A 24,765-nucleotide genomic window follows, 5' to 3' on the forward strand; every position below is an offset into this window, starting at 1 on the left:
GAACCTCCTCACGAATTCGACTCCGCAGGGTCACCCCTGCAACTTCTGCCCCTGGGGCGGATCCGATCGGATGAAGGACTGGATGGCGGTCGCCGCCGCTCCCCGCGCCCACTCCTCGAAGGGCAGCGGGCGCGTTCTGACGTCGCATCGCGCGGCGGCGCCGAAGGCGGAGGCGGCGAAGGCGTCCCGGATCCGCTCGGCGAACAGGTCGTAGGCGGCCAGCCCTTCACCGGAGATGATCACCCGTTCGGGCCCGAGCAGGTTCACCACGGATCCGATGGCCCGCCCGATGGCGGCGCCCGCCCGCGCGTACACCTCGCGGGCTCCGGGGTCGCCCCGGTGGGCGAGTTCCAGCGCCTGGGCGGCGTCCGCGACGTCGACCCCGGTCTCCGTCCGCACGTCGCGCACGATCGCCGAGTCGGAGGCGATGGCCTCGACACAACCCCGGTTGCCGCAATGGCACTTGGGGCCCGCCGGATCGAGGGAGAGATGCCCGATCTCACCGGCCACACCGTGCGCGCCGGAGACCACCCGGCCGCCCACGACGAGACCGCAGCCGATACCGGCCCCCACCGTCACCAGCGCGAAGTCCGACAGACCCACGCCCGCACCGAACCACTGCTCGGCGACGGTGAGCGCGCGGACGTCGTTGTCGACGGTGACCGGCAGACCGAGGGTCATGGCGGCGAGGTCGGCAAGCGGGACGTCCCGCCACTCGAGGAACGGGGAGTACCGCACCATGCCCTCGGCGCGGTCCACATCGCCGGAGACGGCGATGCCCACACCCCTGACCGGCACCCCGAACCCCTCGGCGTCGGCGAGCAGTCCGAGGACGAGCCCGCTCAGAGTGGCGAGGACACCCTCGGGTCGTCGGTCATCGAGCGGGGCGTGCCGGGCGACCCTGATCCGGCAGCACAGGTCCGTCAGGACGGCGATGATCTCGTCGCCCGTCACCTTGACCCCGAGGAACAGCGCACGACCACCGTCGACCCGAACCGGGTTGGCCGGGCGGCCGAGCGCCTGCCGATGCTCCTCCTCGACGTCCTCCAAGAGGTAGCCGTTGTCGAGGAGAGGCCGGACGGCCTTGGTCACCGCCGCCGGAGACAGAGCGGCCCTGCGGGCGATCTCCGCCCGGGTGAGCGGGCCGTGGGAGAGCACGATGGTGAAGATCTGAGCGGCGGCGGGCGTATGGGCCGGGAACGTCTCGGAGGGCGAGGTCGAGCGCATGGCCGGAACGTACGGTTGATTCTTTTCCGTTGTCAATAAAAGAAGCACGATTGCTCCGAAGCCAACGGCACACAGGCACACGGCAGTTCCCGCCTTCCTTCGGGACGGCGGGAACTGTCGGACCAGGTCGGGACAGAGCTGCGGGTCAGGCGGAAGGTGCTCCGGTCAGGGTCTCCACTCGGCCCGTGTCGAGCGAGTAGTACGCGCTGACCACGGTCAGGTCGCCCTTCTTCACCAGGGGGGCGAGCGAGGCGTTGGACCGCAGGTCGGCGGCGGTCAGATTGGCGTGGGCACGGATCATCGCGTCGACGGGGTCGGCGTGCTTGACCTTGGCGATCTGCTTGTAGGCCGGGCGCAGGGCCTCCACGATCGACTGCAGGTTGCCCGGCAGGTCCGTACCGTCCTTGAGCGCCTTGTAGGCCGCCTTGATGGCGCCGCAGTTCTGGTGCCCGAGGACGACGATGAGTGGGGACCCCGCGGTGACGGGCCCGTACTCGATGGAGCCGACGACCACCGGCTGCACGACCTGCCCGCCGGTGCGTATCACGAACAGGTCGCCTATGCCGGTGTCGAAGACCAGCTCCGGCGGTACGCGGGAGTCGATGCAGGAGACGACCACACCGTACGGCTTCTGCTCGGGGGCGACGGCCGCGCGCCGGGCGGGGTCCTGGTCGGGGTGCTGCAACTGCCCGCTCACCCAGCGCTTGTTGCCCTCCAGCAGCCTCGCGTATGCCGTCCGGGCGGAGTCGGGCCGGGGCGCGGCGTTCGCGGAGGGGCTGGGCGAGGCCGCGGCGGCGTGCGCCGCATTCGCCGTGTCGGAGCCGTTCGTCTTCGACGAACAGCCGGTGAGCACGGCCGCGGTGGCCGCCGCGAGTCCTCCGGTGAGAACGGCCCTGCGCTGCGGTCGCACAGCGTTACCCATGAGTCTGCCCCTTACAGTCCTGAGCGGTGTCCGCCCGGGAGTTCGGGGAGGGGGCGCCGAGGTCGGCTCTCCGCTCCTTCTCCCAGGTGAAGTTGGTGATTCCACCCTCGCTGGGGAGCGGTTAGGGGCCGTCCAACGTTCATGCAGCGCAGGGGAAGCGCTCGTCCAAATCACACGGTGCAACCGCGCGGAGTCATTTTCGGACCGGCCGGAGGGGACCGGATACAGTGCGCGAGACTGGAAGCCTGGCCAGAGAGGGGAAGCGTGACCGACACCAGTGACACCCGACCCGCCGACAGCGAAACGGGGGCTCCGCGGCAGAGCCGACTGCTCCGCCTGATGCGCTACCTCCCCCTGATCGCCCCCGTCCTGCTGTGGGCCGTGCCCTGCTGGATGCTCCTGCACACCGGCCAGCACTGGCCCCTGTCCGTCACCCTGGCCGGCACCACCCTGTTCCTCCTCGGCTTCACAGCCATGCCGCTCACGATGGCGCGCGGTCACGGCCGGCGCCAGCAGGACTGGGCGGCGATCGTCGGTGACACTCTGCTGGGCACCAGCTGGGTTCTGTTCACCTGGTCCGTTCTGCTCGGTGTCCTGTTGCGGCTCGCGCTGACCGTGGCCGGCGTCGGCGAGGGTCAGGACCGGGCCCGGATCGTCACCTGGGCCGTCCTCGGCACAACCGCCGTACTGCTCGCCTGGGGATACGCCGAAGCCCGCCGCCTGCCACGCGTGCGCCGGCTCGACGTACAACTCCCGCGCCTGGGCGCCGGATTGGACGGCACCCGTGTCGTCCTCATCACCGACACCCACTACGGCCCGCTCGACCGCGCCCGCTGGTCGGCGCGGGTGTGCGAGACGGTGAACACGCTGGAGGCCGACCTGGTCTGCCACACCGGCGACATCGCGGACGGCACGGCCGAACGCCGCCGCGCCCAGGCCGCCCCACTCGGTACCGTGCGAGCCACCCACGCCCGTGTCTACGTCACCGGCAACCACGAGTACTACAGCGAGGCCCAGGGCTGGGTCGACCTGATGGACGAGCTGGGCTGGGAGCCGCTGCGCAACCGTCATCTGCTGCTCGAACGCGGCGGCGACACCCTCGTGGTCGCCGGCGTGGACGACGTCACCGCCGAGTCCTCCGGCCTGGCAGGCCATCGCGCCCACCTCGCCGGAGCCCTGGACGGCACAGACCCAGACCTCCCCGTCCTGCTCCTGGCACACCAGCCCAAGTTCGTCGACAGGGCAGCGGCAGCCGGCATCGACCTCCAGCTCTCCGGCCACACCCATGGCGGCCAGATCTGGCCCTTCCACCACCTGGTTCGCCTCGACCAGCCCGCCCTCGCCGGCCTCAGCCGTCACGGCGCCCGCACCCTCCTCTACACCAGCCGCGGCACCGGCTTCTGGGGCCCGCCGTTCCGTGTCTTCGCCCCCAGCGAGATCACCCTGCTCGTGCTCCGCTCGCCGCACCCGTCCACGTCCCCGTAGCACTGGGCGGCCCCGCACCTCCGCGAAAGCCGGTGCCATGCGGGGCGGGTCGCTGTAGTGACCGTGTCCGGAACCCGACGGAGCCGGTGGCAACCACGGGTGCCGGGCACGAAGGTGTTCCCATGGCGCTGCGCTATCGGACCAACTCTCCGGAGTTCGACTTCCCGCCCTTCTCCGGTCTGCCGCCGGTCCGTTACGTGCTCGCGTCGACCCCACGATGCGGCAGCAACATGCTGGCCCGCGCCCTGTGGCACACCGGGCTGGCCGGTTTCGCCGAGGACTACTTCGCCGACGCCTTCGTGCTGGACTACTTCGAGCGGTGGGGATTCGACTCCGGCGATCCGCAGGAGTTGGCGACGGGCTATGTGCGGCGACTGATGACGTGCCGGACCAGCCCCAACGGCGTGTTCGGGCTGCGGATCCACGCGGGCCACCTCGGGAGCCTGGAGGTCGACCCGGACGACATCCTCCAGGCACCCCGGTACATCTGGATCCAACGCCGGGACCGGTTGCGGCAGGCGGTCTCGTACACCATGGCTGAGCAGACCGGTGTCTGGATCCTGGACGGGACCCTTCTGCCGGAGGGGAGTGCGCGCGCCGCTCCCCGGTACAGCTATGAGGAGATCCGCCGGCATCTGCGGCTGCTCGACCGCGACGCGTCGGTCTGGGAGGACTACTTCGGCAGGCACGGTGTCGTCCCGCATGTCGTCGTCTACGAGGACCTGGTCGCGGACTACGAGGCAGGTTTGCTGGGCTGCCTCGACTTCCTCGGTGTTGGCGCGCCCGAGTCGGTGCCGGCTCCGGGGATCAGGCGTCAAGCCGACGAGTTGACAGACCGGTGGGTCGAGAGGTTCCTACGGGATCGTCGTGCTGAGCGGCCAGCGTCGTAGGCGGTACGGCGTCCACCACAGGTGGCGCCCGGCGCGATGGAGCAGGTTTTCGCGCAGGTAGCGCTCCAGGGCCCGCTCCGTCGACGCCGCCGCGACCGCCGGGACGCCGTCCAGCAGTCCCTGGAACGCCGTGCTCCGGGGGGCGTGGACGACCAGGCGTCGGAAGGAGCCCCAGCGGTGGTCGCGGATCTCCAGGAAACCGGGGCCGCGGCGGTAGCCGCACTTGGCGATATGGAACGAGCCGCGCCACGCGGTGACCACGCGTTCGTCGTTCTCCTCTCCCGTGGAGCCCCGGAAGACGGCTGTCGGGGGGTAGAGATGGCTCAGCGCCCGCCACTGGGCCGGGTCGGCCATGCGCAGGGTCCAGTCCACCGCGATGCCGTGGCTGGTGAGTTCCCGGACGAGGAGGAGGACGGCGACCGCGGACGCGCCGTCCGGATCGGTGAGGTCCACGGGCTCGTGCACCTGGACGAACTGAACGCCGTCGGAGGCGAGTCGTTCGACGGCGTCCACCGGGTCGCCCGGCGGCCCTTCGAGGGTGCCGCAGCGGATGCCCGGCAGGCGCATGGCCGCCGGATCGCGGTCCTTCCACAGAGTCAGCTCCGGCTTCATCGGATGTCTCCCCCTGCCGGGACCGCCAAGGCGGGGACGAGCGGCGTGTCGTCCCCGTGCAGTCCGTGCCCGTTGAGCCCGTCGGCGTCGAGCCGCAGCAGGTCCTGGTTTGCCACGGCGGGCGCGACCTGGACGTACTGGCCGCCCTCGGCGAAGACCAGGCCGAGGGCGCTCCAACGCGCCAGCAACCCGGTGAGGCGTTCCGCTGTCACCTCTCCGGCCGGCTCCCCCGCGTCCGCGCACCGGGCGGCGGCCTTGCGCAGCAGCGCCGCCGGGCTGTGCGGTGTGTCGAGCAGCCGGAACACCGTCACTTCGAGCGGGTCGGTGAGGTCGAGGAGCCGCCAGGAGAAACCCGGCCGGGTGTCGACCAGGACGATGTGTCCGCCGAGGTCGCAGTGGGTCAGACGGCTGCGCGGGTACGCCCGCGTCCAACTGGCGACGGCCGCGCGCAGCCGGTTCAGGCAGTCGTCGGCGATGCCCTGGTGCGGTGAGTCGAAGATGTAGACCAGGTCGGCGAGTTCGTCCGTGGGCAGGTCGTAGATGTGGTGGTAGTGCGAGGCGGGGCGCAGTTCGCCGAAGCCCAGTTCCGGCCGGTCGAAGTAGGGGCTGAACCGCTCGACCTTCAGACGGGTGGAGTTGGCCGGTGGTCCGAGGTGGTGCAGCGCGGGCAGCTGGTCGATGATCTCGTCGTAGTCCTGTTCGGTCTCCCCGGGAAAGCCGTAGAGGTAGTTCCAGCTGAGGTTGACGCCGGTGGTCTCCGCGTCCCGCAGCAGCCGGACGTTCTGGCAGCCGCTCACCCCCTTGTCCATCAGTTTCAGCACCCGGCTGCTGAGGTTCTCCACGCCGGGCTGCACGTAGCTGACGCCGGCCGCGGACAGGGTCGCCAGCTGCTCGCGCCGCAGGTTCGACTTGATCTCGTAGCACAGCCGCAGGTCGTACCCGGACTCCTGGAGAAGCGGGGCCATCGAGTTGAGGTAGGCCATGTCGAGGATGTTGTCGGTGACCCACACGTCGAGTACGCGGTGGCGCTCGACCAGGCCGAGGATCTCCTCCACGAACCGCCGTGGGTCCTTGCTGCGGAACTCCATGAACGAGCCGTTGAGGCCGCAGAAAGTGCAGTGGTGCTTCTCGCCCCACCAGCAGCCGCGCGAGCCCTCCACCACCAGCCGCGGCTCCACCCAGCCGCCCGCGGTGGACCGCGCGTGCCGCTCGAAGTAGTCGCCGTAGTCCGGGGTGACCAGTGCTCCGGGGGGCAGCGGGGCGGCGTCCATGGGATGGGCCACGGACCGGCCCTGCGCATCGCGGCGGCACAGGCCGGGGATGGCGGCCAGGTCGTCGGCGTCACCGTCACGGAGCGCGGTGAGCAGCCGGGGGAACACGATCTCGCCCTCGCCGCGCACCACGAAGTCGACCTGGGGGAAGTTGCGGTGGAGCGCGGCACCCTGCGGGCCGTCGCAGTTCGCGCCACCGAAGACGGTGGTGGTGCCGGGTGCCAGTTCCTTGACCACGCGGGCCGCGGCGAGGGTGGCCGCGTTCTGCGCGAATGTGGTGGTGAAGCCGACCACGTCCGGTGCCGTGGCGGCGATCTTGGCAGCCGTCTCCCGGACGAACAGCGGCGCGAGTTCGTGCAGTTCCCGCGCCTTGGCCAGCATGCGCTCCGGCATCTTCCCGTCGAAGTGCTCGGTGAACTCCGCCATCCGCCAGCGGGGTCGGCCGTTGAGCGCGGCCGAGAAGATCCACTCACTCTGTCCGGAGAAATAGGAGTTCGCGCAGAACTCGTACTCCTCGAAGCCGTACTCCGTACGCGCGGCCACCCAGTCGGCGAAGTCGAGGTTGGCGTGCACCACCTCGATGTCCGCGGCTCCGTCGGGGAAGACGTCGAGGATCCGTCGTTTGAGAATGCCGAGCGCGAGGGACGGCGCGTCGAGCGACGACCACGGCATGTCCACCAACACGATGTGCAAGGCGGTTCCTCCCCGTCACCACAGTCCGCGGCGTGCCAGCGCGCGCCGCGCGGTCTCGCGCCGGGCCGTCGGTTCGGCCTCGAAGGCCGCCGCCACCCGCCCGGACACCACGCCGTGAGCCAGTCCGGCGGACGTGGTGAAGTACGCGTATTCCACTGCTTCCGCGCTCGCGGCGCGCTCCGTGACCTCGGTGCCTCCCGCGCCGGCCCGCTCCCCCGGGATAGTCCCCCAGGCGGCGACGGACGCCGACGCGTACGCGCGCAGGGCCGCGTGGCCTCGGCCGGTGGGGACGATTCCCTCCGCCTCGATCACGAACGACAGCGGCTGCTCGCACGTCAGAGCGGTGAACAGGGCGATCATCAGCTCGTGGGTCACGGTGTCGCGCAGCTCCCCTGCCCCGCCGCCGTCCAGCAGGTAGGAAGCGAACGCTTCCTCCGAGGACAACCCAGGGGTGGTGTACGGGATCAGCCGGAACCGGGCGAAGTGCGGTGAGCCGAGAAATCCGGTGAGCAGGCCGGCCTCGGTGGCACCGGCGTCCTCAAGCAGCCGCAGACTGCGCGGGAACGTGGTCGCGAGGCTGCCTCCGCTGCCGGGCCGCCACACCTGGGAGCGCAACCGGCGCGCGGTGGTGTCCAGTTCGGCCAGGTCGACGGAGGCCAGGCACTCCAGCTCGCCGGAATCCGCCGCCACGGCCTCGGCGCCCTCCTCGGCGAGCCGGGAGCGCAGGTCCGCGTCGAGCAGAAGCCGCAGGAGCAGGTCGGTCAGCCGCTCGCCGTCCAGCGACGCGCCCGGCTCCACCGTGCTCACGCCACCTCCTCGCGCTGCCAGGCGGCGACAATGTCCCGCAGCCGCGCGTAGTTGCGCCGGGACTTCTCGACCAGCTGTCCGTCCTCGCGGTACATCGGGTCCTCGTAGGTCACCCCGAGGAGGTTCGGGCAGCGCGGCAGCAGGTACTCGGTGAGGTCCACCTGCTCGTCCAGCAGGACGCCGTGGTGCAGGTCACGGAACTTGCCTCCCACGATCTGACAGCCCGAAAGGTGCAGTTCCCGGCAGCGACTGAGGGGCAGCGCCTCGATCCCGTCGTACATGCTGTTTCCGGTACGTCCTCTCAGCCACTGGTAGCTGAGCAGATGGCCGACATCGAGCGTCACCCACACGTCGGCGTCCTGTGCCAGCCGGGCGAAGTAGTCGAAGGCGTCCATGTGCCCGAGGACGAACGAGCCGCCCTCGGTGAAGCCGGGGAACTCGACATGCAGCGGCGGATCGAGCAGCCGGGCCGCCTCCGCGACGTTCCGGGTGGCGATCTCCAGCCCCGGTTCGGTCAGCGGCGGCGGGAGCGGATAGGGCATCGGTATGCCGCGCAGGCTCCAGATGCCCAGGTCCTCGACCACCCAGGAGAAGCCGTAGCGGGCGGCCAGTTCGTTGGTGAACTCGGCGGCCGGGCGACGGTCGTAGCGCTCGGGCGTGCCCATGTTCAGCTCGGTCTGGTGGAAGGCGCGGGCCGACCCGGCGGGCGACGCCTCGAAGAATCGGTCGTACGCACGCACGTAGTCGACCGTCTGTACGCGGGCGCGCGAGCGCGGCTGGAACGCGAGGGCCGAGTAGGCGAAGTCGCCGCCGTGGCGGCGCAGGAAGGCGCGGACCCGGTCGGTGGTGTCTCCGCCGCCGTCGTCGCTCTCCACGAATCCGATCCCGCGCCTGCCGAGGCGTCCGCCGCCCCACGGCATGTCCATCAGTACCCCCAGGCCCATCCGACGCGGGGATCCGGTGACGGTGGCGGTTCCGGCGCCGCCGGGTGCGGTCCGCGGCGATTGCGTCATGACGAGCTCCTGGCTGAGGGGACCGGGTCGGCTGCACGGGCCGGGTCGGGGGTGCCCGCTGCCGCGTCGGCCAGGCGGGCCAGCAGTCGGCCGCCACGGTCGGTGCGGGCCGTGAGCAGACCGTCGGCGCGCTGTTCCACGTCGCCTCGCGGGAGCGCGTAGAACCGCTCCCGGACGACATCGGCGAGGGTGAGGCGGTCTGCCGTACGGTCGTCGGCGTGCTCGGGCACGGTGCGTACCCATGTGTGCGGACGCAGGGCCGCGACGGCGGGCGCGCGATGGTCGCCCGGGGCGGGGCTGGAGGGTGTCGAGGCGTTCGTGCGGCCCGGCCTGACGGTGTGGAAGATCCGCACCAGCCGGTCCAGTGCCTCGGTGCGCGTTGGGCCGCCGGGGACCGCGAGCGGGTGGCCGACCCGGCCGGCCAGGTAGCTGAGCTCGGGGTTGCCCGCCAGGCGGTCCGACGGGTCGAGAGCGAGCCCGTAGTCCTCCGGGCCGGCCACGAGTCTGCTGCCGGGCTCCGCCACCATCAGTTCCAGCGCGTCGATGCCGATCCGCCGCTCGTTGTCGACGAGGAAGCGCAGGGATGCCTCGAACTCGTCCGGTGTCTCGTCCAGGACCTGGCCCATCACGGTGAACCGGACGGTGATGCCCGCCGCGGCGAGGTTGTCGAGGATCCGCTGGTAGTCGGCCGCGCGCACGCCCCGCTCCATCCGGTCCAGCAGGCGCTGCGTGGTGCCTTCGTAGCCGACCGAGATCATCGCGCAGCCGACCGCGGCGAGGTCGTGACAGAACGCCGGGTCGGTCAGGACGACCTCGAGTCGGCTGCGGACGCCGAACCGGACCCGTATGCCACGTTCGCGTGTCGCGCGCATGGCCTTCAGGATCAGCCGCAGGTTGGTGTTCTCGTCCGCGACCGACACGTACCGGGTGCCCGTGGCACGCACCACGGACTCCACGGCGTCGGCGATCTGGGTCGCGGTGCCCTGCTGGTACCCGCCTTGCGGAAGCGACCGGTTGCCGTACGAGCAGAACGCGCAGCGCCCCCAGAAGCAGCCGACGCATGTGACGATCGCGAGTTCCAGGGCGTCGTTGAGATAGGAGCGGAACGACAGTCCCGTGAAGTCGGGTGGGCCGAGGTCACGGAAGCGCAAGGTCACCGCGGGACCCGTGCGCGGCCCGGCATCGGACCGTGGCAGCCAGGTCATGCCGGGCACGGCGGCGAGCGGAACCGTCCCGTCCAGCGCGTCCAGCCAGCGTTCGAGCGGCTCCTCTCCGGCGGTCGTGCAGAGGGCGTCGACTGTGTCCCGGACTCCGGGCAGCCGGACGAGGCTGTCGTGACGGAGCATCACCTGCTGGCCGCCCAGGCAGATCAGGGTGTCCGGCGCCAGCCGCCGGACCCAGGCGGCGATCAGCAGCGCGGGCGCGAGCTGGCTGAAGAACGCCACGGACAGGCCGACCACGCGGGGGCGATGCCGGCCGAGCAGGCCGGTCACCAGGCGGTGCAGCGATTCGACCGGTACGCCGGACGCGACGGGCGGCTCGTCCGCGGCGCGGCGTACGGCATCGTCGAGCCGTCCGAGGTCGTCCCAGGTCCGGGTCAGGAAGGTGTCGCGGACCAGCAGTTCGAGGCCCAGGGTGGCGAGCCGGACCGCGCGGTCGGGGCCCAGCTCGCCTGCTGACTCCTTGTGCAGGACGTGGGCACGCAACTCGCCGATGTGCGCGGCGAAGACGTCGGCCACCGCTCGGCGATACCAGTCGCTCACGGCTGTACCGTCGTCGTCCCCCGTGTCCTGGGCGCGGACCGCGTCGTCCAACAGCGCGGGACAACGCAGCAGTTCGTGGAGCACAGCGATGTTCAGGTCGGCCTGGTGAACCAGCCGGCCCCGGCGCCGCAGGTGGCCGGTCAGGTACGGCAGGCTCAGATACGGGAAGAACCTGGCCTCGGTCTGCGGCGGAAAGATCAACAGGACGTCGGTGCGGGTACGTCCCACCGACCGGCTGGACGGCACGACCTGCCTCCTCGTCTCAACCGGTCTCGTCCGTCGGAGAGTTGCCGTCGGCCGTTGCTACCGGGCGTCCTACTCGGGGATGTCCTCCGTGCTCTCCGCCGCGATGTAGGTGTACGTGTGGTAGGCCGCGCCGAGCTTCAGCTCGCTGGAATCGATCACCTGGAGTTCTTCGAGTTCACCGAATTCCTCGTCGGCGAGTTTCTCAGGAGATGCAGCAGTCATGATTTTCTCCCCTTCGCAAACGTGCTGGGAATGTGCCGCTTGCCGTGTGCGGCGCCCCATGCTAGCCAGACCGCACGTGCGACAACAGCCCAAACGTCGTCGTTTGGAATGGACGGCATTCTCCCAGGTCAGCACCTTATGGGGACTCCGCAGCATCGGATTGCGCAGCAACGGCGCCAAATGACCATGACTCATAATCGCCTCTGCCACCGCGCGCTTTGGGAAGATCGAAGGTCGAGGTCAACGCCGTTGTGCTGCTGGAGGCTGTTTGTACCGCCATGTAGATGCGGCCGTGGTCCGGGCGGCGGTCCGGCATCCCGACCAGCCGATGGTCTGGCCCGACCTGACCGGCCCGTCCGCGCACCAGGAGTCGTGGCGGGCATGGCTTCAACAGACGTGGCAGGCAACCGATTTCGCCACCGCGGTCGAGTTCTCCAGCCCGGACCTGGCGAGACGGGTGCGTCAGATATGTGTCGGCGAGCCGGTGGCGGACCTCGCCGTGCGGCGCGCGGTGGTTTCGGTGGTGCGCTACCTGCTGCGCGCCCGCTCACGTGCCACTCCGTTCGGTCTGTTCGCCGGGGTCGCGGCCGCCCGCACAGGGGCCGCTCCCATGCTGCGTGCGGGCACCGGGCATCGGGCGATCACCAGACCGGAGGCGGCATGGACCGCGGCTCTTGTCGACCGGCTGGAGGAACACCCTGAGCTCCGGCCCCAGTTGACGCTGCGGGCTTCCAGCCTCGCGTTCGAGCGCGACGGACGCCTGACGGTCGAGCACCGCGCAAGCGGTACGAACGACGGTGGCCCGGTGCACGTGGGGATACGCGCGACCGGACCGATCCGCATGGCCATGGACATCGCACAGGCGCCGGTTGTGTGGACGGTCCTCGCCGAAACTCTCTCCGGCGGTTTCCCTGCCGCATCGCCCACCGCGATCGAGAACCTGCTCGCGAACCTGGTACGCCAGCGATTCCTGATCACCAGTCTGCGTCCCGCAGTCACGGCCTCCGATCCCCTCACCACCCTGCTCGGACAGATACAGCATCTGCCCGCCGCTGAAGCCGACGAGTTGCGGGAGGTCGCGGCGGCACTGACACGACACGACGATGCCACCGTCACCCCCACAGGCGCCGGCGCCGAACGCGCACGAGTGACGGCCGCGATGACACGGCTCTGTCCCACCGCAAAACCCGCGCTCGCCCTCGACCTGCGGTTGGACTGGGACCTGGTGATCCCGGAGTCGGTGGCCGAGGAGGCGGCTTCGGCCGCCGCGGTGCTCACGCGCCTGGCACCCCGGGCGGCGCTGAGCCCTGGATGGACTGCCTGGCACGGCCATTTCCTGGAGCGCTACGGCTCGGGAGCGGTGGTACCCGTTCTGACCGCCATCGACCTCCTCGGCTACCCGGCCGGCTACCTCGGGTCCGCGGCCGCGTCCACAGCAGCCTCGGCGGGCCCGACGCTGACCGCCCGCGACAGCCGGCTGCTGAGACTCGCGTACGCCGCCGCGGCGCGGCGTCGCCACCACATCCGACTCGATGACGCCGCGATCGACGAACTGGCGGTGGTGGATCCCGGCAGACCCGTGCAGCCGAGCGCCGAGGTGACCGCGCGGATCCACGCCGCGAGCATGTCCGCCCTGGCACAAGGGGAGTTCACGCTGCACGTCGTCGGGGTGGCCCGTGCGGCCGGTACGGCCACCGGGCGCTTTCTCCATCTGTTCGACGCCGAGGACCGCCGCCGGATGACCGATGTGTACGCCGGTCTGCCCGGCGTACAGCAGGACGCGCTGATCGCGCAGATCAGTGCCGCCCCGCTGTACATGCGCTCGGTGAACGTCGCGCACGCCCCGCAGGTCGCGGAGGTGGTGATCCCCCTCGGCGAACACCACGGCCCGGACATGGACCAGGTGCCCGTGACGGACCTGGCGGTGACCGCCGATGCCGAGCGGTTGCACCTGATCTCGGTCTCCCGGCGCCGCCCGGTGCACACGATGCTGCCGAACGCGGTGGATCTGACCCAGCACACCCATCCGCTGGCCCGCTTCCTGCTCGAGGCACCGGTGGCACTGGCCGTCCCGTGCACCGGGTTCTCGTGGGGAGCGGCCGTGTCCAGCCTGCCGTTCCTCCCCGCGCTGCACTACGGGCGCACCGTACTGTCGCCGGCCCGCTGGACACTCGGCGTCGACGACCTGCCCGGCGTGCGGACGCCGTGGCCTCGGTGGGACGAGGCCCTGGCCGAATGGCGTCGTGACGTTCTCCTGCCCCAGCACGTGTACCTGGGTGACGGAGACCGGCGTATGAACCTGGACCTGGCGGAGCCCTCGCACCGGGTCCTGCTCCGTACGCACGTGGAACGCGACGGCAGGGCACTGCTACGTGCCGCGCCGAAGCCCGGGGACCTGGGCTGGACCGGCGGGCGCGCCCACGAGATCGTCATACCCCTGGCCACTGCGGGCCCGACCCGCGCACCTGTCCGCGCATCGGGCGACGTCGTCGGTCCGGAGTACGGCAGCTTGCCCGGCTGCGGCAACCTGCTCTCCATCAGCTTGCATGGACACCGCGACCGCCAGGACGCGCTCCTGACCCGCCATCTGCCGTCCTTTCTCAGGGAGTTGGGCGAGCCCCGCTGGTGGTTCGTCCGTCACCGCGATCCCGACGACCACCTACGTCTGTGTCTGACCTGCGCACCCGGTTCACTCGGCACCGCTGTCGGGCAGCTCGGCGAGTGGACGCGGCGGCTTCGGCACGCGGGCCTGATCACGCACGCGAGCCTGGACACCTACTACCCACAGACCACGCGCTTCGGCGGCCCCGCGGCGCTGGAAGCGGCCGAAGAGTACTTCGCCGCCGACGCGGCAGCCGTCCTCGCCCAACTGACCGCGCAGGCCGGGCGGGACGCTCCCGACGTCCGTGCGGTGATCGCCGCGAGCATGGTGGACATCGCCGTCGGCCTGCTCGGGGACGACGCGAAGGCGATGCGCTGGCTGGTCGGGCACGCCCACACGGACAGAAGCGCCCCACCCCGAGCGGTCTACGACCAGACCATCGCCCTGACGACCGCCTTCCCCCAGGCCCCAGGCACTCCGGCGCTGGACGCTCGCGTCACCGCGAGCTGGTCGGCACGCCGCGCCGCGCTGACCGCCTACCGCAGCACGCTCGAGGGTGCCGGGACGATGCCCGTCCAGGACCTGCTCCCGGACCTGCTGCATCTCCACCACGTCCGCATGCGCGGGCCGGGACTACCCGAGGAACGGGCGCACCTGCACCTGGCCAGAGCCGCCGCACTGAGCTGGAGGGCACGGGCGAGGAGAACACCCTGACCACGACAGCCCGCCGACGCCACCGCGCGGCCGGACCGCGGTACGCGTCCATCATGCGTTCCGGCCGCGCCCGTCAGGTGATCGGGGTCCTCCGCGATCACCCCGGTCGTGGCGCCGACCGGCTCCGCCGGGCTCTGTAGCATCCGGCGCATGGACGTGGCGACGGGCGCACTGGCTCGAGGACTTGGGCTTGCGGAACGGGTGGTTCGCGGGGAGCTCGACAGTCGAGGGGGGCCCGGTGTGGTCCGGCTGGCGGAGGAGAGCGGGCTGGACAAGGGGCAGGCTTCGCGGCTGCTGCGGGATCTGGTCGGCACCGGAACGCTCGCCCGGGACGGGCACGAGTTCCGGGCCGGGGCGGATCTGCTGGCCGTCGCGGCCGAGGCCGGGCCGTGGGGTGTGGAGAGCCGGGCGCTGCTGCGGAGTACGCCTTGTCCGCTCTGCGCCCGCTCATCCTTCTCGGCTCCGCGACGCTTCTCCTGGCGGGCTGCGCCGACCCCTCCGAGCCGACCGCCGGCTCCGCCGGCACGCCGTCCGGCGCCGCCTCCTCCGCCGCTCCGATCACGGAGAACGCCGCGCTCGCCGCCAAGGTCCCGGCCACGCTGAAGGCGAGCGGGATCAAGATCGCCAGCGACGTGAGTTACCCGCCGATGGACTTCTTCGCCTCCGACAACAAGACGGTCATCGGCGCCGAGGCCGACCTCGACAAGGCCCTCGGCACGGTCCTCGGCGTCAAGGTCACCATCGTGAACGTGCCCTTCGACTCGATCCTGCCCGGCCTGCAGTCGGGCAAGTACCAGCTCGGCGTCTCGTCCTTCACGGACACCGCCGAGCGGGAGAAGGTCGTCGACTTCGTCACCTACTTCGACGCGGGCACGTCCCTGCTGGTCCCGTCGGGCAACCCCAAGGCGCTCAAGCCCGAGGGCGACTCCCTGTGCGGCCGTACGGTCGCCGTGGCGAAGGGGTCCACGCAGGCGCTGGTGGACCTGCCGGCCCGGGCGAAGACCTGCAAGACGGCGATCAAGGCCAGCACCTTCCCGGACGGCACCGGTGTGAACCTCGCCGTCACCAGCGGCCGCGCCGATGCCGCCCTGGCCGACTCGCCGGTAGCCGCCTACGCCGCCAAGCAGTCCGGCGGCAAGCTGGAAGTGGCCGGCGACTCCTACGGCAACGCGCCCTTCGGTATCGCCGTACCGAAGAACAGCGAGCTGACCGAGCTGCTCAAGTCGGCCCTGGAGGACCTCAAGGCGAGCGGCGGTTACCAGCAGGTCCTCGCCAAGTGGGGCCTCGAGTCCGGCGCCCTGGACAAGTTCGAGATCAACGCGGCCTCATGAGCGAGGAGCTGCCGGTCTACCGGCGCCGCCGGCCGGGCCAGTGGGTGCTGACCTTCGTGGTCCTGCTCCTGGCCGCGGCCCTGGTCCAGTCGCTGATCACCAATCCCCGCTTCGGCTGGGACACGGTCGGCGCCTGGCTGTTCAGCCGGACCGTGATGACCGGCCTGCTGACCACTCTGGAACTCACCGCCGCCGCCATGGCGATCGGGCTCGTACTGGGCATCGTGGTGGCGCTCATGCGGCTGTCGGACAACCCTGTCGCGCGGACCGTCAGCTGGGCGTACATCTGGCTCTTCCGGGGCACCCCGCTCCTGGTCCAGCTGTTGTTCTGGGGGTTCATCTCCGCGCTGTACCCCACACTGTCGCTGCACCTGCCCTTCCTGCCGGCGATCGGCGGCGTCCCCGCGAACTCCGTCATCACGACCTTCGCCGCGGCCCTGCTGGGCCTCGGTCTCAACGAGGCCGCCTATCTCGCCGAGATCATCCGGGCCGGAATCGTCTCGGTCGACCACGGGCAGACGGAGGCGGCGGACGCGCTCGGCCTGTCCCGGGCCAGGACCCTGCGCCGGATCGTCCTGCCCCAGGCGATGCGGGTGATCATCCCGCCGGTCGGCAACGAGACCATCTCCATGCTCAAGACGACCTCCCTGGTGAGTGTGCTGGCCTACGCGGAACTGCTCTACTCCGTGCAGATCGTGTACTCCCGCACCTACCAGACGATCCCTCTGCTGATCGTCGCCAGCATCTGGTACCTGGCCGTCACGACCCTGCTGAACGTCGGCCAGCACTACCTCGAACGTCACTTCGCGAAGGGCAGCAGCCGATGATGATCGAGGCCACCGGCGTCCGCAAGTCCTTCGCCGGGCGGGAAGTGCTGCGCGGCATCGACCTCTCCGTACCGCGCGGGACGGTCACCTGTGTGATCGGGCCCTCCGGATCGGGAAAATCCACCTTCCTGCGGTGCGTGAACCGTCTGGAGCGGCCCGACGGCGGCCGGATCCTGGTGGACGGCGAACCGATCGGGTACGAGCCGTACCGGGACGGGCTGCGCGAACTGCGCCGCCGTGACCTGGCCCGGCAGCGTCGTCACATCGGCATGGTCTTCCAGCGCTTCCATCTCTTCCCGCACCTGACGGCCCTCGCCAACGTCGTCGAGGGACCGGTGGGCGCGGGCCGCCCCCGTGCCGAGGTCACCGGCGAGGCGCTGGCACTCCTCGACCGGGTCGGTCTGGCCGACCGGCGCGACGCCTACCCCGCCCAGCTCTCCGGCGGCCAGCAGCAACGGGTCGCCATCGCCCGCGCGTTGGCGATGCGGCCGAAGCTCATGCTGTTCGACGAGCCGACCTCCGCCCTCGACCCGGAACTGGTCGGAGAGGTGCTGGACGTCATGCGCGGCCTCGCCGCCGACGGCATGACGATGCTCGTCGTCACCCACGAGCTGGGCTTCGCCCGCGAGGTCGCCGACGAGGTCGTCTTCTTCGACGACGGCCGGATCCTGGAATCCGGACCGCCCACCCGCATCCTGACCACCCCCGACCACCCCCGAACCCGCGACTTCGTGACGAGAGTGCTGTGACGACCTTTCGCGACGCCCTGGCCGCCGGTCCCCTCGTCCTGGACGGCGGCATGTCCAACGAGCTGGAGGCCCAGGGCCACGACCTGAGCGGCACCCTCTGGTCCGCCCGCCTGCTCCGCGACGACCCCGACGCGATCGCGGCCGTCCACCGCGCCTACTTCGCGGCGGGCGCCCAGGTCGCCATCACGGCCGGCTACCAGGCCACCTACGAAGGTTTCGCCCGGCTGGGCATCTCCCGCACCGAGACCACCACGCTGCTGCGACGCAGCGTGTCCCTGGCCCGCGAGGCCGCCGCAGCCGAGAGAGACGGCAGGCGCTGGGTCGCGGCGTCCGTGGGTCCCTACGGCGCGATGCTGGCCGACGGCTCGGAATACCGGGGCGACTACGGCCTCACCGTGGCCGAGCTGACCCGTTTCCACCGGCCCCGGCTCGAGGCGCTGGCCGAGGCGGGCCCCGACGTCTTCGCCGTCGAGACCATCCCCGACCTGCGGGAGGCCGAGGCCGTGCTGATCGCCCTGGACGGCCTGGGCATCCCGGCCTGGCTCTCGTACAGCATCCGTGGGACGACCACCAGCGCGGGCCAGCCGCTGACGGAGGCCTTCGCCCTGGCCCGGAGCAGCGACGCCGTCATCGCCGCGGGGGTGAACTGCGCCCCCGCCGCCGACGCGGCCGCCGCGCTGGACCTGGTCACCGGAGTGCCCGGCGTCGTCTATCCGAACGGAGGCGGCGTCTGGGACGCCGGAACCCGCGGCTGGCTCGGCGCCCAGGACGAGATCGCGGAGCTGGCACCCTCCTGGCTCCGCGCCGGCGCGTCCCTCGTCGGCGGCTGTTGCCGGGTCGGCCCCGCCGAGATCAAGGAGCTGGCCGGCCGCCTCCACGCCGCGCCGACAGGCCACTGAGGGCGTACCAAGCCCGGCAGACACGCCGTGTGCCCCGCGCCCGACCCGGCGCGCCGGGAACCAGCGATCCCCGCTCACCCCCTCCCTGTACACGCGCCTCTCGCGACGAACACCATCCATATTTCGGAGGCCACGGTCTCCATTCCGGTCACGAACCTGACGTTGGGTCGCTTGGCGGCGACGTGGTCGGCTGTGGTAGCCCCTGCTGCCCGGCCGCCGACGTCGAACACGAGTATGTTCCTGCCGGCCACGGTGTCGTCGGCGAGGACTTCTCGCGCGGTGTGCACGTGCGGGAGGTTCGCGCCGGTCACCTCCGGCACGAAGGGTGTGGACCCGGTGGCGACGAGGATGACGTCGGGAGACTCGGACGGGACGGTCTTCGCGTCAGCCTCCACGCCGAGTCGGACATCCACCCCGAGCTTCGGCAGCTGGCGTTCGAACCAGAGGATGACCTCCTCGAAGTTGCCGCGTTTCGGCATCGTCATGACGAGGTTGACCTGGCCGCCCATGCGCTGGTCGCGTTCGAAGAGGACCACGTCATGTCCCCGCATGGCGGCGGTGCGGGCCGCCTCCATGCCGGCCGGCCCTGCGCCGACGATGACGACCCGCTTCGGTCCGTCGACCGGCTCCAGCTCTCCCCACGTCTGCTCCCGGCCGGTGACGGGGTTGTGAAGGAGCGCGAACGGGATGTTCCAGCCAGGGTTCTTGGTCTCGGCGCCGAGCTGAACGGCCTGCTCGAAGCGCGGCAGGCCGACGTCGCGCCGGGCGACCACCTGCGACGCGGCTACGGGCTCGCCTGCGCATGGTGGTCCACCCTCGGCACACCGTCGGCCGCGACCGTCGAACTGCACGAGGACGGCACCGCGACGCTCTCCTCGGGCGGAACCGAGATCGGGACCGGCGCCATCTCAACTGCCCTGCCGAGCATGGTCGCCGAAGAGCTCGGGCTGCGGCCCGACCGCGTCGTCCTGAAGTCCGGCAGTACCCGGGACGCCCCCTACGACTCCGGCTCCCGCGGCAGCCACACCATGTTCGCCACCGGCAACGCCACGGTCCTCGCCGCTCGCGCCGTCGCCGAACAGATCAGGAACGAAGCGTCACGACTGCTCGAGTCGACCCGGCCGACCTGGTGCTCCGCGAAGGGCGTGTCGAGGTCAAGGGCACACCGGAGACCGGCATGACCCTCGCCGAGGTGTCCGCGTCCGCTCACCTGCATTCCGGCCCGGTGGTCGCGACCGGTCGATACCGAGCAGAGCTTGCCCCCGTCGAAGGCTCCGCCCTGCAGGGTGCCCGTTTCCTCGGACTGGGCGAGCCCACCTTCTACTACCACGGCGTGGAGATCGCCCTGGACGAGTTTCATCGAGACCAACCACTCGCACACCGGACCGTTCGGAGCCAAGGGCCTGGGCGAGCCACCGGTGATCCTCCCGGTGGCGGCCATCGGCTCGGCTCTCCGTGACCTCCTGGGCGTACAGCCGTACCAGCTGCCCCTGGACGCGGACCGAGTGGTCCTCACGATGGCCGCGCGGGACTCTCGTCCGGCGCCGGGGCCGCCTCCGTCGACAGCGCACCAGACTCCGAAACCGGAGGTTGGGGGGTGAAGTGGTTCCGGAGTCTGGTGCGCTTCCTCAGCGACTCCTTCGACGGCGTCACCAAGGCATGGAGCCAGGACGAGCCCGAATCGCCGCCGAAGCCGCCATCGCCGCCGGTCACGCCCCCCTGGTGAGCATGCGCGCCGGCCCCTCCGGCAGCCCGTCTCCCCGTCCGGCTGCCGGGCCTACCTCGGACTGCCCCACCGTTACCTGGAACGCACCGAGGCGTTCGACCATATTCAGCCCAGGAAGCCAAGTCGCACCTGACGGTTCGCATTGTCGACGTTCGTGTCCACCAGGCACACCGACTGCCAGGTCCCCAGCTCCAGCCGCCCGCCCAGCACCGGCAACGTGGCGTGCGGCGGTACGAGGGCCGGGAGTACGTGGTCGCGGCCGTGGCCCGGGGTGCCGTGGCGGTGCTGCCAGCGGTCGTCGGCGGGGAGCAGGGTGCGCAGCGCGGCGAGGAGGTCGTCGTCGCTGCCCGCGCCCGTTTCGATGACGGCGATTCCGGCGGTGGCATGCGGTACGAAGACATTGAGAAGACCGTCGCGCCCGTCCGCCACCTCCCTCAGGAAGGTCTCGCAGTCATGGGTGAGGTCGACGACCGTCTCCCGGGTGCCGGAGGCGATGTTCAGTACGCGGGTGGTGAAGGCGTTGGACATGTGACCCATCATCACCCGGCGAACGGGAGCCACACCCGATCCCGCTTCCATCCCTTGACATGCCAGGACCATTACGTGAGACACCATTGACCGCGACCGCGCCACCTGGCTACTTTCAGCGGCATGTTGCGTTCAGCCATGCTCACCACGCGCGGTCACATCGACCTGCTGCGGGTGGCCTCCGCCGCGTGTCGCCGCGGCTGCTGACGCCCTTTTCCCCTTTCCTCCAGCCCGCCTGGGCACCGCCCAACCCGCACGTCCGGGATCTGCCCTGATCCAGCTCGGACGTGGCGGCGCCGAGGCACACCCCCTCTCCGGTCGCTCTCCTCCTCGTGGAGCACTCATGAGCATCAGCCATGCCCCACCCGGTTCCCCCGCACCCGACATATCCGGTAAATCACCATCTGGCGACATCGGGCGCGACGCCGCTCCGGACCTCGAACCCATCGTCCCCACCTCCACACGCCGTACCCGCGTCCCACGCTGGCTGCGCCGCACCTCGAGCCCCCTTCTGCTCCTGGCCCTCTGGCAGCTCCTCAGCAGTACCGGCGTGTTGACCTCCGACATCCTCGCCTCGCCCGGGCGGATCGCCGAGGTCGGCAGCGATCTGATCGCCGACGGTTCGCTGGGCAACGCGATGGGCACCTCGCTCCAACGCGTCGCGCTGGGACTGCTCTTCGGCACCGTCATCGGCACCGGACTCGCCCTCGTCTCGGGCCTGTTCCGGGTCGGCGAAGATCTCGTCGACGCCCCGGTCCAGATGCTGCGGACCGTGCCGTTCGTCGGTCTGATCCCCCTGTTCATCATCTGGTTCGGTATCGGCGAGGCCCCGAAGGTCGCGATCATCACCCTCGGCGTGACCTTCCCGCTCTACCTCAACGTCTACGCCGGAATCCGCGGTGTGGACGCCCAGTTGATCGAGGCCGGGGAGTCACTGGGCCTGTCCCGGTGGGGACTCGTCCGGCATGTCGTGCTGCCGGGCGCGCTCCCCGGGGCGATGACCGGGCTGCGTTACTCGCTCGGCATCGCCTGGCTCGCGCTGGTCTTCGCCGAGCAGATCAACGCGGACTCCGGTATCGGCTTCCTCATGGTGCAGGCGCGGGACTTCCTGCGGACCGACGTGATCGTGGTCTGCCTCATCGTCTACGCGTTCCTCGGCCTGCTGGCCGACTTCGTCGTCCGCTCCCTCGAAAGGCTGCTGCTGCAATGGCGACCCACGTTCACCGGACGGTGACCTCGCCGGCCGTACGGGTCGACGGGCTGACCCGGTCCTTCGACGGCCGCGCCGTCATCGACAACCTGCAACTCGACGTCCGGCCCGGCGAGTTCGTGGCCCTGCTCGGCCGCAGCGGCTGCGGGAAGTCCACGCTGCTGCGCATCCTCGCCGGTCTCGACCGCGACATCAAGGGCACCGTCCTCGTACCGCGCCGCAAGGCCGTCGCCTTCCAGGCGCCTCGGCTGATGCCGTGGAAGAAGGTGTGGCGCAACGTCCTGCTCGGGCTGCCCGGCAAGCCCGGGCGCGAGGTCGCCGAGCAGGCACTCACGGAAGTCGGCCTCAGCCACCGCTCGGACGCCTGGCCCAAGACGCTGTCCGGCGGCGAGGCCCAACGCGCCTCACTGGCCAGGGCGTTGGTGCGTGAGCCGGACCTGCTGCTGCTCGACGAGCCGTTCGGCGCCCTGGACGCGCTCACCCGTATCAAGGCACAGAGGCTGGTCGGTGAACTCTGGCAACGCCGGGGCTGCGCCGTCCTGTTGGTGACGCACGACGTCGAGGAGGCGGTGCTGCTCGCCGACCGCGTGCTCGTGATGGACGAGGGCGTCATCGCGTACGAGACGACGGTCGACCTGGACCGTCCGCGCGACCTGACCGACCCCCGGTTCGCCGAGTTGCGCGCCCGGCTCCTGGAACGCCTGGGCGTCGACACCGCCGCCGAAGCCGCCTGAACCCCCGCGCCCCCACCTCCCCTTGGGGTTCGCCCCAGCCGAACAGAACGATCGGAACGACGACACCATGCGACGACACCTCGTCCCCGCCGGACTGCTCCTCCCCCTCGCCCTCCTCGCCTCCGCCTGCGGCGGCAGCTCTGCCGCCTCTTCGCTCGGCTCCGGCAGTGATACCGACGGCAAGGGGTCCCTCACGCTCAACGTCGGTGACCAGAAGGGCGGTTCGGAGGCCGTACTGCGGGCGGCCGGGGAACTCAAGAACCTGAACTACAAGATCAAGTGGTCTACCTTCACCTCCGGCCCGCCACTCCTCGAAGCCGTCAACGCCAAGGCCGTCGACATCGGGAGCGTCGGCAACACCCCGCCGGTCTTCGCGGCCGGCGCCGGTTCCCACATCACGGTGGTGGGCGCCCTGCGCGGCGGACCCCAGGGCGAGGCCATCCTGGTGCCCAAGGACTCGAAGCTCAGGAAGGCCGCCGACCTGAAGGGCAAGTCCGTTGCCGTGGCGCAGGGTTCGTCCGCGCACTACCAACTGATCGCCTCGCTCAAGCAGGCCCGGCTCACCCTCGACGACATCAAGGTCAAGTACCTCCAGCCGGCCGACGCGCTGGCCGCGTACACCAGCGGCAGCGTCGACGCGTGGGCGGTGTGGGACCCGTACACCTCGCAGATACTCAAGGGCGGGCAGGGGCGCGTCCTCGCCGACGGCGTGGGGGTGGTCAACGGGCTCAACTTCCAGGTGGCGGCGCCCTCCGCACTGGCGGACAGCAAGAAGGCCGCCGCCGTCAAGGACTTCGTGGAGCGGCTGCGGCGGGCCCAGGACTGGGTGTACGCGCACCCGGAAGCATGGGCCAAGGTGTGGGCGAAGGACACCGGGCTGCCGTACGACGTGGCGCTCGCCTCGGTGAACCGGTCCAACGCGACCCGCATCCCGGTGGCGATCGATGACGCGCTCGTTGCGTCCGAGCAGCAGATCGCGGACACGTTCACCAGCCTCGAGTTCATCCCGAACAAGGTCGACTTCGCGAAGTACGTGGACCGGCGGTTCAACGACGACCTGCCTCCGTCCACCACCGCCCCGCGCCCCAGCAAGGAGTCATGAGCCGGGACGGCTGCATGCCGCGGACCGGCGGCCGGGGAAGATCCGCACCCCTTCCCTGGTTAGTAGAAGCGTGAACAACACCGGGGTACGCGAGGGCGTACAAGAAGTCGATGTCGTCGTCATAGGCGCAGGTCAGGCCGGCCTGTCCAGCGCCTATCACCTGCAGCGCACCGGTTTCGTGCCGGAGCGTGACTTCGTCGTACTCGATCACGCCCCGCGTCCCGGTGGCGCCTGGCAGTTCCGCTGGCCGTCGCTCACGTACGGCAAGGTGCACGGGATGCACGCGCTGCCCGGCATGGAACTGACGGACGCCGATCCGGCTCGGCCCTCCTCCGAGGTCATCGGTGAGTACTTCGACACCTACGAGCGCGCCTTCGAGCTGAGGGTGCGGCGGCCGGTGGAGGTACGTGCCGTGCGCGAGGGCGACGGAGACGGGCGGTTGCTCGTCGAGACCTCGGACGGTGTCTGGTCGGCACGTGCGCTGATCAACGCCACGGGCACCTGGGACCGCCCGTTCTGGCCGCGCTATCCGGGCCAGGAGACCTTCCGCGGGCGCCAGTTGCACACCGCGCAGTACCCGGGGCCCGAGGAGTTCGCCGGGCAGCGGGTCGTCGTGGTGGGCGGCGGGGCCTCTGGTACCCAGCATCTGATGGAGATCGCGCCGTACGCCGCCGCGACCACCTGGGTGACCCGGCGTCCGCCGGTCTTCCGGGAGGGGCCCTTCACCGAGGAGTTCGGGCGGGAGGCCGTCGCCCTCGTCGAGGAGCGGGTCCGGCAGGGACTGCCGCCCAAGAGCGTCGTGTCGGTCACCGGCCTGCCCCTCAACGACGCGATCCGGCAGGCCCTCGCCGACGGCGTCCTCGACCGGCGGCCCATGTTCGACCGGATCACCCCGGACGGGGTCGAGTGGGCCGACGGACAGCGCGTCGAAGCCGACGTGATCCTCTGGGCGACGGGATTCCGGGCCGCGATCGACCATCTGGCGCCGCTCAGACTGCGTGAGCCCGGCGGTGGCATCCGCGTCGAGGGGACGCGCGCGGTCACGGATCCGCGGGTCCATCTGGTCGGTTACGGTCCCTCGGCGAGCACCATCGGCGCCAACCGGGCCGGGCGGGCGGCCGTACGGGACATCAGACGGCTGCTCGACCAGGAGCCGGCCGCTGTCTGACGTCCCGTGCCGCTGTGCCGCCCG

23 protein-coding genes and 1 pseudogene are annotated in these 24,765 nt (G+C 70.8%); 14 read left to right on the plus strand and 10 right to left on the minus strand.

Features of this window, described 5'->3' with window-relative positions:
- Positions 1-30: 30 nt before the first annotated feature.
- Entirely contained in the window at positions 31-1,227 is a 1,197-nt protein-coding gene (locus tag PV396_RS11350; RefSeq protein ID WP_319203227.1) for an ROK family transcriptional regulator, read from the minus strand.
- A gap of 145 nt (positions 1,228-1,372) precedes the next feature.
- On the minus strand, positions 1,373-2,149 hold the full coding sequence (locus PV396_RS11355) for a carbonic anhydrase (RefSeq protein WP_319203231.1): 777 nt from the start codon (positions 2,147-2,149) through the stop codon (positions 1,373-1,375).
- Positions 2,150-2,413: 264 nt separating this feature from the next.
- Here PV396_RS11355 and PV396_RS11360 point away from each other — a divergent pair, with 264 nt between their 5' ends.
- Entirely contained in the window at positions 2,414-3,634 is a 1,221-nt protein-coding gene (locus tag PV396_RS11360) for a metallophosphoesterase (protein WP_319203234.1), read from the plus strand.
- Between the two features lie 122 nt (positions 3,635-3,756).
- A complete protein-coding gene (locus PV396_RS11365; RefSeq protein ID WP_319203237.1) occupies positions 3,757-4,524 on the plus strand; it encodes a Stf0 family sulfotransferase in 768 nt (255 codons plus the stop codon).
- Here PV396_RS11365 and PV396_RS11370 read toward each other — a convergent pair.
- From PV396_RS11370 to PV396_RS11395, 6 genes are all read right to left on the minus strand, one after another.
- Positions 4,489-5,136: a DUF5825 family protein gene (locus PV396_RS11370; protein ID WP_319203240.1), complete on the minus strand. Its 648-nt coding sequence runs from the start codon at positions 5,134-5,136 to the stop codon at positions 4,489-4,491. The genes PV396_RS11365 and PV396_RS11370 overlap by 36 nt on opposite strands.
- Positions 5,133-7,100, minus strand: coding sequence for a RiPP maturation radical SAM C-methyltransferase (locus tag PV396_RS11375; protein ID WP_416071377.1), 1,968 nt, complete (start codon positions 7,098-7,100; stop codon positions 5,133-5,135). The genes PV396_RS11370 and PV396_RS11375 overlap by 4 nt, the downstream gene beginning before the upstream one ends.
- Positions 7,101-7,115: 15 nt before the next feature.
- Positions 7,116-7,907 (minus strand): hypothetical protein, encoded by a 792-nt coding sequence (locus PV396_RS11380; protein ID WP_319203243.1) that lies wholly within the window; start codon positions 7,905-7,907, stop codon positions 7,116-7,118.
- Positions 7,904-8,920 (minus strand): DUF692 family multinuclear iron-containing protein, encoded by a 1,017-nt coding sequence (locus PV396_RS11385; protein ID WP_319203246.1) that lies wholly within the window; start codon positions 8,918-8,920, stop codon positions 7,904-7,906. Before PV396_RS11385 ends, PV396_RS11380 begins: the two co-directional genes overlap by 4 nt.
- Positions 8,917-10,929 (minus strand): B12-binding domain-containing radical SAM protein, encoded by a 2,013-nt coding sequence (locus PV396_RS11390; protein ID WP_319203249.1) that lies wholly within the window; start codon positions 10,927-10,929, stop codon positions 8,917-8,919. The genes PV396_RS11385 and PV396_RS11390 overlap by 4 nt, the downstream gene beginning before the upstream one ends.
- A gap of 69 nt (positions 10,930-10,998) precedes the next feature.
- Entirely contained in the window at positions 10,999-11,151 is a 153-nt protein-coding gene (locus PV396_RS11395) for a hypothetical protein (RefSeq protein WP_319203252.1), read from the minus strand.
- A gap of 268 nt (positions 11,152-11,419) precedes the next feature.
- Here PV396_RS11395 and PV396_RS11400 point away from each other — a divergent pair, with 268 nt between their 5' ends.
- From PV396_RS11400 to mmuM, 6 genes and pseudogenes are all read left to right on the plus strand, one after another.
- Entirely contained in the window at positions 11,420-14,467 is a 3,048-nt protein-coding gene (locus PV396_RS11400) for a lantibiotic dehydratase (RefSeq protein WP_319203254.1), read from the plus strand.
- 150 nt (positions 14,468-14,617) lie between these two features.
- Positions 14,618-14,791: pseudogene (locus PV396_RS45075) on the plus strand (helix-turn-helix domain-containing protein); the annotation flags it as partial.
- A 104-nt stretch (positions 14,792-14,895) separates the two neighbouring features.
- A complete protein-coding gene (locus tag PV396_RS11405) occupies positions 14,896-15,798 on the plus strand; it encodes an ABC transporter substrate-binding protein (protein ID WP_319203256.1) in 903 nt (300 codons plus the stop codon).
- The gene (locus PV396_RS11410) at positions 15,795-16,625 is read left to right on the plus strand and encodes an amino acid ABC transporter permease (RefSeq protein ID WP_319203258.1); all 831 of its coding nucleotides are present in this window, start codon (positions 15,795-15,797) and stop codon (positions 16,623-16,625) included. The genes PV396_RS11405 and PV396_RS11410 overlap by 4 nt, the downstream gene beginning before the upstream one ends.
- The gene (locus tag PV396_RS11415) at positions 16,625-17,374 is read left to right on the plus strand and encodes an amino acid ABC transporter ATP-binding protein (RefSeq protein ID WP_319204070.1); all 750 of its coding nucleotides are present in this window, start codon (positions 16,625-16,627) and stop codon (positions 17,372-17,374) included. Before PV396_RS11410 ends, PV396_RS11415 begins: the two co-directional genes overlap by 1 nt.
- A complete protein-coding gene (gene mmuM / locus PV396_RS11420; protein ID WP_319203260.1) occupies positions 17,371-18,273 on the plus strand; it encodes a homocysteine S-methyltransferase in 903 nt (300 codons plus the stop codon). The genes PV396_RS11415 and mmuM overlap by 4 nt, the downstream gene beginning before the upstream one ends.
- A 74-nt stretch (positions 18,274-18,347) precedes the next feature.
- On the opposite strand, the gene PV396_RS11425 is transcribed toward mmuM, so the two are convergent.
- The gene (locus PV396_RS11425) at positions 18,348-18,905 is read right to left on the minus strand and encodes an FAD-dependent oxidoreductase (protein ID WP_416071393.1); all 558 of its coding nucleotides are present in this window, start codon (positions 18,903-18,905) and stop codon (positions 18,348-18,350) included.
- Here PV396_RS11425 and PV396_RS11430 point away from each other — a divergent pair.
- Positions 18,813-19,454: a molybdopterin cofactor-binding domain-containing protein gene (locus PV396_RS11430; RefSeq protein ID WP_319203264.1), complete on the plus strand. Its 642-nt coding sequence runs from the start codon at positions 18,813-18,815 to the stop codon at positions 19,452-19,454. The two genes, PV396_RS11425 and PV396_RS11430, sit on opposite strands and share 93 nt — an antisense overlap.
- 650 nt (positions 19,455-20,104) lie before the next feature.
- On the opposite strand, the gene PV396_RS11435 is transcribed toward PV396_RS11430, so the two are convergent.
- The gene (locus PV396_RS11435; RefSeq protein WP_319203266.1) at positions 20,105-20,527 is read right to left on the minus strand and encodes a YjbQ family protein; all 423 of its coding nucleotides are present in this window, start codon (positions 20,525-20,527) and stop codon (positions 20,105-20,107) included.
- A 138-nt stretch (positions 20,528-20,665) separates the two neighbouring features.
- Here PV396_RS11435 and PV396_RS45080 point away from each other — a divergent pair, with 138 nt between their 5' ends.
- The 5 genes from PV396_RS45080 to PV396_RS11455 all read left to right on the plus strand — a co-directional run bounded on the left by PV396_RS45080 (position 20,666) and on the right by PV396_RS11455 (position 24,741).
- The gene (locus PV396_RS45080; RefSeq protein ID WP_351286961.1) at positions 20,666-20,734 is read left to right on the plus strand and encodes a putative leader peptide; all 69 of its coding nucleotides are present in this window, start codon (positions 20,666-20,668) and stop codon (positions 20,732-20,734) included.
- Between the two features lie 136 nt (positions 20,735-20,870).
- A complete protein-coding gene (locus PV396_RS11440) occupies positions 20,871-21,761 on the plus strand; it encodes an ABC transporter permease (RefSeq protein WP_319203268.1) in 891 nt (296 codons plus the stop codon).
- Complete coding sequence (locus PV396_RS11445) at positions 21,734-22,471, plus strand: ABC transporter ATP-binding protein (protein ID WP_319203270.1); 738 nt, start codon at positions 21,734-21,736, stop codon at positions 22,469-22,471. Before PV396_RS11440 ends, PV396_RS11445 begins: the two co-directional genes overlap by 28 nt.
- Positions 22,472-22,538: 67 nt before the next feature.
- A complete protein-coding gene (locus PV396_RS11450) occupies positions 22,539-23,573 on the plus strand; it encodes an ABC transporter substrate-binding protein (RefSeq protein ID WP_319203272.1) in 1,035 nt (344 codons plus the stop codon).
- Positions 23,574-23,643: 70 nt separating this feature from the next.
- Positions 23,644-24,741: an NAD(P)-binding domain-containing protein gene (locus PV396_RS11455; protein WP_319203274.1), complete on the plus strand. Its 1,098-nt coding sequence runs from the start codon at positions 23,644-23,646 to the stop codon at positions 24,739-24,741.
- The last annotated feature ends 24 nt before the right edge of the window (positions 24,742-24,765 follow it).

This window comes from Streptomyces sp. ME02-8801-2C, from assembly GCF_033793965.1.
Lineage (GTDB): Bacteria > Actinomycetota > Actinomycetes > Streptomycetales > Streptomycetaceae > Streptomyces.

Bases quoted from the DNA above. Each gene is read 5' to 3' on its own strand.
- PV396_RS11415 (WP_319204070.1), top strand. From the start codon at position 16,625: ATGATCGAGGCCACCGGCGTCCGCAAGTCCTTCGCCGGGCGGGAAGTG.
- PV396_RS11430 (WP_319203264.1), top strand. From the start codon at position 18,813: ATGTCCCCGCATGGCGGCGGTGCGGGCCGCCTCCATGCCGGCCGGCCC.
- PV396_RS11445 (WP_319203270.1), top strand. From the start codon at position 21,734: ATGGCGACCCACGTTCACCGGACGGTGACCTCGCCGGCCGTACGGGTC.
- PV396_RS11435 (WP_319203266.1), bottom strand. From the start codon at position 20,527: ATGTCCAACGCCTTCACCACCCGCGTACTGAACATCGCCTCCGGCACC.
- PV396_RS11450 (WP_319203272.1), top strand. From the start codon at position 22,539: ATGCGACGACACCTCGTCCCCGCCGGACTGCTCCTCCCCCTCGCCCTC.
- PV396_RS11365 (WP_319203237.1), top strand. From the start codon at position 3,757: ATGGCGCTGCGCTATCGGACCAACTCTCCGGAGTTCGACTTCCCGCCC.
- PV396_RS11370 (WP_319203240.1), bottom strand. From the start codon at position 5,136: ATGAAGCCGGAGCTGACTCTGTGGAAGGACCGCGATCCGGCGGCCATG.
- PV396_RS11350 (WP_319203227.1), bottom strand. From the start codon at position 1,227: ATGCGCTCGACCTCGCCCTCCGAGACGTTCCCGGCCCATACGCCCGCC.
- PV396_RS11355 (WP_319203231.1), bottom strand. From the start codon at position 2,149: ATGGGTAACGCTGTGCGACCGCAGCGCAGGGCCGTTCTCACCGGAGGA.
- PV396_RS11410 (WP_319203258.1), top strand. From the start codon at position 15,795: ATGAGCGAGGAGCTGCCGGTCTACCGGCGCCGCCGGCCGGGCCAGTGG.
- PV396_RS11395 (WP_319203252.1), bottom strand. From the start codon at position 11,151: ATGACTGCTGCATCTCCTGAGAAACTCGCCGACGAGGAATTCGGTGAA.
- PV396_RS11385 (WP_319203246.1), bottom strand. From the start codon at position 8,920: ATGACGCAATCGCCGCGGACCGCACCCGGCGGCGCCGGAACCGCCACC.
- PV396_RS11440 (WP_319203268.1), top strand. From the start codon at position 20,871: ATGAGCATCAGCCATGCCCCACCCGGTTCCCCCGCACCCGACATATCC.